Below are 6,900 nucleotides of genomic sequence, written 5' to 3' on the forward strand. Positions count from 1 at the left end.
CAACTGCCCGCCGCCCCTACGCCACCACCCGCAGCAGCAGCACCGTCCGCGCCGGCACGTCGACCACCGCCCCCGCCCGACGCACCACCCCGGGCGCCTCCGTCTGCTCCTCCCGCGACGTGTCGACGACGACCTCGTACCGTTCGGCCCACGGTGTCCCCGGCAGCACGAACTCCACAGGGCGGTCACCCGCGTGCAGGACCGCGAGGAAGCTGTCGTCCAGGACGGCGGCGCCGCGTGCGTCCCGCCCGGGGATGTCACGGCCCGAGAGGTACATGCCGAGGGTCGCGGCCGGCGCGTACCAGTCCCCCTCGGTCATCTCGCTGCCGTGCGCCGTGAACCACGCCAGGTCGCGCAGCCCGTCCGCCGAGTGCGCCCGGCCCGAGAAGAAGGCCCGCCGGCGCAGCACCGGGTGTTCGTGGCGCAGGGCGATCAGCCGGGCCGTCAGGTCGAACAGCGCCTTCCAGCCGGGGTCCTCCAGCAGCCCCCAGTCGAGCCAGCTGATCTCGTTGTCCTGGCAGTACGCGTTGTTGTTGCCCCCCTGGGTCCGCCCCAGCTCGTCCCCGGCGACCAGCATCGGCACGCCCGTGGACAGCAGCAGTGTCGTCAGCAGGTTCCGCAGTTGCCGGCGCCGCAGCGCCCGCACCCGCTCGTCGTCCGTCTCGCCCTCGGTGCCGCAGTTCCAGGACCGGTTGTCGTCCGATCCGTCCCGGTTGCCCTCGCCGTTCGCCTCGTTGTGCTTGCGCTCGTACGACACGAGGTCCCGCAGCGTGAAACCGTCGTGCGCGGTGATGAAGTTGACCGACGCGTACGGCCGTCGCCCGCCCCACGCGTACAGGTCGCTCGACCCCGACAGCCGGTAGCCGAGGTCCCGCACATCGGGCAGCGCTCCCCGCCAGAAGTCCCGCACGGCGCCCCGGTATCGGTCGTTCCACTCCGTCCACAGGGGTGGGAAGGCGCCCACCTGGTAGCCGCCCGAGCCCACGTCCCACGGCTCGGCGATCAGCTTCACCCGCCGCAGCACGGGATCCTGGGCGATGACCGCGAGGAACGGGGAGAGCATGTCGACGTCGTGCATCGAGCGGGCCAGCGCCGCCGCCAGGTCGAAGCGGAAGCCGTCCACCCCCATCTCCGTCACCCAGTACCGCAGCGAGTCGGTGATCAGCCGCAGCACATGCGGCTGGACCACGTGCAGCGTGTTCCCGCAGCCCGTGTAGTCCGCGTAGTGACGGGCGTCGCCCTGGAGGCGGTAGTAGCCGCGGTTGTCGATGCCCCGCAACGACAGGCTCGGGCCGCGCTGGTCCGCCTCCGCCGTGTGGTTGTAGACCACGTCGAGGACGACCTCGATGCCCGCGGCGTGCAGCGCCCGCACCATCCGCTTGAACTCCCCGACCTGCTGCCCGGCGGTCCCCGACGCCGCGTACGCCGCGTGCGGCGCGAAGTAGCCGATCGAGTTGTAGCCCCAGTAGTTCCGCATGCCCCGCCGCAGCAGATGGTCCTCGTGGGCGAACTGATGCACCGGCAGCAGCTCCACGGCCGTCACGCCCAGCTTCACCAGGTGCTCGATCGCCGCCGGGTGCGCGAGCCCCGCGTAGGTGCCGCGCAGCTCCTCCGGGATGCCGGGGTGCAGCTGGGTGAACCCCTTCACATGCAGCTCGTAGATGACCGAGTCCGCCCACGGGGTCTTGGGCCGCCGGTCGTCCATCCACTCGTCGTCGGGGCTGTCGTCGTGCACGACGACGCCCTTCGGCACGTACGGCGCCGAGTCCCGCTCGTCGCGCACGGTGTCCGCGACATGCTGCTCGGGCCAGTCCCTCACGTGCCCGTACACCTCCGGCGGCAGGCTGAACTCGCCGTCCACGGCCCGGGCGTACGGGTCGAGGAGCAGCTTCGCCGGGTTCCAGCGGGCGCCGGTCCACGGGTCCCAGCGGCCGTGCACCCGGTAGCCGTACCTCCGGCCCGGCAGCACACCGGGCACGAAGCCGTGCCAGATCTCGTGCGTGAGTTCGGTCAGCTTCAGTCGTGTCTCCTCGCCCTCCGGGGAGAAGAGGCACAGCTCGACGGCCTCCGCCCCGCCCGCCCACAGCGCGAAGTTCGTCCCGGCGACCCCGTCCGGCCCCACCCGGAAGCGCGCCCCGAGCGGTGTCGGGGCACCGGGCCACACGGGCAGCGGCGGCCCCGCCCCGCTGTGCCTGCCGTTGAGCACGGCGGCCCGACGCGCGGCCGGCACCCCGCGCGTCTCCTCCACTGCCTCCTGCTCGGCTGCGCTCGACACCACGGCCTCCCGCGACTCGGTGGGCCGACGCGAAAACGGGGCCGGGAGTCCCAGCCCCGGGACCCGCCGCCCCAGGGGGTGTTGTGACAGCCCCGCACAAGACCCCTCTTGTGCTGACGGACAGGTCCCTGCTCCCCGTCGAGTTGTCTCCCATGGTTCTGCCCAGAGCACGCCTCGCACTCACGTTTCCCGGGGGCGTGCGCCGTCGTTGGGCCGCACGTGAACCACGCACAGACGCACGCGCGCCGCCCCGGCGCCGCGCCGGCCGCCGTACTGGTCGCGGCCGGCCTGTTGGCCGCAGTCGCCGGATGCACCCCCACGCCCCCGCTGACCAGTGAGAAAGCTCCGGACGACACGATCCGGGTCACCCCCGAGGACGGCAGCAAGGGCGTGCGCCCGGAGCAGCGCTTCGAAGTACGGGTGCCCAGTGGGCGCCTGGAGTCCGTCAAGGTGGTGAAGTCGCAGGACGCCCAGGAGTCACCCGTTCCGGGCCGGGTGTCCGCCGACGGGCTGACCTGGCGCCCCACCGGCTCACGGAAGCTCGCGCTGGCCGCGAAGTACACCGTCGACGCGGTCGCGCTGGACGCCCACGGCCGCCGCTCCGCCCGGCACATCACGTTCCGCACATCTGTCCCCGACAAGCGCTTCATCGCGTACGTCGCCCCGGAGAACCGCTCCACCGTCGGCACCGGGATGATCGTCTCCCTGGAGTTCAACCGGGAGATCGAGAACCGCGCGGCCGTCGAACGCGCCGTCCGCGTCACCGCGGAGCCCGCCGTCGAGATCCGCCCGCACTGGTTCGGCGGAGGCCGCCTCGACTTCCGCCCCGAGACGTACTGGAAGCCCGGCACGAAGGTCACCGTCGCCCTGCGGCTGCGCGACGTCGAGGGGGCGCCCGGTGTCTACGGCGGGCAGTACCGGACGTTCTCGTTCACCATCGGCCGCCACCAGGTCAGCGTCGTCGACGCGGCCCTGCACACCATGCGCGTCCAGCGCGGCGACGGTGTGCTCGCCACCCTGCCCGTCACGGCCGGGGCGCCCGGCACGACGACGTACAACGGGAAGATGGTCGTCACCGAGATGCTGGAGGTGACCCGGATGAACGGCGCCACCGTCGGCTTCAAGAAGGCGGACGGCAAGGGCGAGTACGACATCCCCGACGTCCCGCACGCCATGCGCCTGACCACTTCCGGCACCTTCCTGCACGGCAACTACTGGGCTCCGGACGCCTTCGGCCGGGCCAACGTCAGCCACGGCTGCGTCGGCCTGCGCGATGTGAAGGGCGGCAGCTCCAGCACTCCCGCGGGCTGGTTCTTCGACCGCAGCCTCGTCGGGGACGTCGTGGAGGTCGTCAACAGCAACGACAAAAAGGTCGCTCCCGACAACGGGCTCGGCGGGTGGAACATGGGGTGGAAGGCATGGAAAGCGGGTGCCGCGGTGAAGTAACCGACATAGCCGTACGCGCGCGGCGGGCGTCCTGGGGTGGGGCCGGACCGGTGACCGGGGCTCGGATTGTTCAAGTTGGGACTGAACGGTGACATTCGCCGAGGCCAATCCCATCCGATCATCTGGTTAATGTACGTGCGGACGCGCGTGCTGCGCGGAGGGGTGCGGGCCTGCTCAAGGCCGTGCGAGGGGAGACAAGAGAGTTGAACGGGCGACCGATATCGGGGGCGTCGGTTGGCGCGCGGACATGGGGGAGCAAGGGGGTCCTGGCACTGCTGCTGGGCCTGCTGATGCTCGCCGTCACCGCGTGCGGGGGCGGAGGCGGGGGGGCCGACTCCGACGGCGACAAGGGCAAGGGCTCGGACAGGAGCGCTTCCGGCAAGGCGGCCACCGAGCCGTCGGAAGCGGTGGTCTCCATCGCTCCGAAGAACAAGGCCAAGGACGTGGCCACCAGCGGTGCCCTCAAGGTCACCGCCACCAAGGGCAAGCTGTCCGAGGTCACCGTCGAGGACGGCAAGGGCAAGAAGATCGCCGGTGAGATCACGGACGGCGGCGCCACCTGGACGCCGTCCATCCACCTCAACTCGGCCACCGAGTACAAGGTGCACGCCGTCGCGAAGGACTCCGAGGGGCGTGAGGCGGCCGAGGAGTCGTCCTTCACCACGCTGACCCCGAAGAACACCTTCGTCGGCATCTTCACCCCGGAGGACGGTTCGAAGGTCGGCGTCGGCATGCCGTTCTCGATCCGCTTCACCCGCGGCATCACGGCCCCCGAGGACGTCGAGAAGGCCATCACCATCAAGACCGAGCCGCCCGTCGAGGTGGCCGGCCACTGGTTCGGCAACGACCGCCTCGACTTCCGCCCGGAGAAGTACTGGGCGGCCGGCACGAAGGTCACCGTCGACCTCAACCTCGACGGTGTCGAGGGGCGCGACGGCGTCTACGGCGAGCAGAACAAGAAGGTCTCCTTCACCATCGGCCGCAGCCAGGTCTCCGTCGTGGACGTCAAGAAGCTCACGATGAAGGTGAAGCGGGACGGCAAGCTCATCAAGACCATCCCCGTCACCACCGGCAAGCCCGGCATGGAGACCTGGAACGGCCAGATGGTCATCAGCGAGCGCCTGCGCGTGACCCGGATGAACGGCGAGACCGTCGGCTACGGCGGCGAGTACGACATCAAGGACGTGCCGGACGCCATGCGCCTGACGAACACCGGCACCTTCATCCACGGCAACTACTGGGGCGGGGACGCCTTCGGAAACTACAACGCCAGCCACGGCTGCATCGGTCTGCGCGACACCCGCGGCGGCTACGACCGCAAGGCCCCGGGCGGCTGGTTCTTCGACCACTCGATGGTCGGTGACGTCGTGGTCGTGAAGAACTCCAACGACCGTGTCGTCGACCCGGACAACGGCTACAACGGCTGGAACATGTCCTGGGACAAGTGGAAGGCGTAGTCCTTCCGGTCGGACGTACGGCTCCGGTGTGCTGTGACGCAGCACACCGGAGCCGCTGTCGTTAGTCCCCGTTAACCTGCCTGCATGACTGTGCATCTCGAAGTCGCCGAAGGCGTCGGCACCATCCGCCTCGACCGCCCCCCGATGAACGCCCTGGACATCGCCGTCCAGGACCGCCTCAAGGAGCTCGCCGAGGAGGCGGCGGGGCGGGACGACGTCCGCGCCGTCATCCTCTACGGCGGGGAGAAGGTGTTCGCGGCGGGCGCGGACATCAAGGAGATGCAGGCGATGGACCACGCGGCGATGGTCGTCCGCTCCCGCGCCCTCCAGGACTCCTTCAGCGCGGTGGCCCGCATCCCCAAGCCGGTCGTCGCGGCCGTCACCGGCTACGCCCTGGGCGGCGGTTGCGAGCTGGCGCTGTGCGCGGACTACCGCATCGCCGGGGAGAACGCGAAGCTCGGCCAGCCGGAGATCCTGCTCGGGGTGATCCCGGGCGCGGGCGGCACCCAGCGGCTGTCCCGGCTCATCGGCCCCTCCAAGGCCAAGGACCTCATCTTCACCGGCCGCATGGTCAAGGCCGACGAGGCCCTCGCGCTCGGCCTCGTGGACCGGGTCGTCCCGGCCGACGAGGTGTACACGGCCGCGCACGAGTGGGCCGCGAAGCTCGCCCAGGGTCCGGCGATCGCGCTCCGGGCGGCCAAGGAGTCGATCGACGCGGGCCTGGAGACCGATCTGGAGACGGGGCTCGCGATCGAGCGGAACTGGTTCGCCGGTCTGTTCGCCACCGAGGACCGGGAGCGCGGGATGCGCAGTTTCGTGGAGGAGGGGCCGGGCAAGGCGAAGTTCGTCTGACGGCCGGGATCCCGGCCCACGACTTCCGCTGATCCCCTTGCAGTTGACGCGATGTCTTACCCGCGTCCCCCGATGGAGCGGTTTATCGGAGCCTTAAGGCAGTCTTAAGAAAGTTCCGGCCAAGGCTCCGTCCGCTGACCGAAGTTCAGATGGTCCGCGCAGGTCAGGAGGGGTGTCGACGAGTATGTGATGCCTTTGGCATATGACATCCGAAACCCCCGGAATGGTTGGTTCCGGGGGTTGTATTCCTCCGGAACGGCCACGAAGGGCGCTCCGGGCGGCCATGATGGGGGCATGGCGGGGCTGGAGGGTATCGAACAGCCGCGGCGGCACGGGAGTGCGACCGCGGCGCGTTGGTCGCCTGCGATCGAGGACGAACGGGCGCTGAAGGCGCTGGAGTTGTTCGGCAACCCCACGGAGGCGGAGGTTCCGCTGCCGTCCCGCCCCGAGTCCGCCGCCACCGCCCGCCGGCTCGCCCAGGTCGTCGTCCTCCGCGAATGGCGCCTCTCGCCCAAGATGACCGAGGACGCCGTCCTGCTCGTCTCCGAACTGGTCGGCAACGCCGTACGGCACACCGGGGCCCGGGTCTTCGGGTTACGGATGCGGCGACGGCGGGGCTGGATCCGCGTCGAGGTCCGCGACCCCTCGCGGGGTCTGCCCTGTCTGATGCCGGTGCAGGAGATGGACATCAGCGGACGCGGACTCTTCCTCGTCGACAAACTGTCGGACCGTTGGGGCGTGGATCTGCTGCCGCGCGGCAAGACCACCTGGTTCGAGATGCGTGTCGCTGACCGCTAGCCCCCGCCGGGACCGCCCTCGGAGAGCGGGCCGGAGCCGCGCCCGGAAGCCGGGCCGGGACCGCCCCCACCG

The 6,900-nt window shown here is 70.5% G+C and carries 5 protein-coding genes; 4 read left to right on the forward strand and 1 reads right to left on the reverse strand.

The genetic code is table 11. The annotated features are described in order from the left end of the window. Positions 1-16 precede the first annotated feature (16 nt). Positions 17-2,275, reverse strand: coding sequence for a glycogen debranching protein GlgX (glgX, locus tag AOK23_RS20825; RefSeq protein ID WP_055714204.1), 2,259 nt, complete (start codon positions 2,273-2,275; stop codon positions 17-19). 219 nt (positions 2,276-2,494) lie between these two features. Here glgX and AOK23_RS20830 point away from each other — a divergent pair, with 219 nt between their 5' ends. The 4 genes from AOK23_RS20830 to AOK23_RS20845 all read left to right on the forward strand — a co-directional run bounded on the left by AOK23_RS20830 (position 2,495) and on the right by AOK23_RS20845 (position 6,828). After that, complete coding sequence (locus tag AOK23_RS20830; RefSeq protein ID WP_055714205.1) at positions 2,495-3,721, forward strand: L,D-transpeptidase; 1,227 nt, start codon at positions 2,495-2,497, stop codon at positions 3,719-3,721. Positions 3,722-3,924: 203 nt separating this feature from the next. Then, a complete protein-coding gene (locus tag AOK23_RS20835) occupies positions 3,925-5,178 on the forward strand; it encodes a L,D-transpeptidase (protein WP_206336248.1) in 1,254 nt (417 codons plus the stop codon). Between the two features lie 84 nt (positions 5,179-5,262). Then, on the forward strand, positions 5,263-6,030 hold the full coding sequence (locus AOK23_RS20840; RefSeq protein WP_055714206.1) for an enoyl-CoA hydratase/isomerase family protein: 768 nt from the start codon (positions 5,263-5,265) through the stop codon (positions 6,028-6,030). Positions 6,031-6,324: 294 nt separating this feature from the next. Next, a complete protein-coding gene (locus AOK23_RS20845) occupies positions 6,325-6,828 on the forward strand; it encodes an ATP-binding protein (RefSeq protein WP_055518023.1) in 504 nt (167 codons plus the stop codon). Positions 6,829-6,900: the final 72 nt, after the last annotated feature.

The organism is Streptomyces torulosus, assembly GCF_001419765.1.
Classification (GTDB): domain Bacteria; phylum Actinomycetota; class Actinomycetes; order Streptomycetales; family Streptomycetaceae; genus Streptomyces; species Streptomyces torulosus.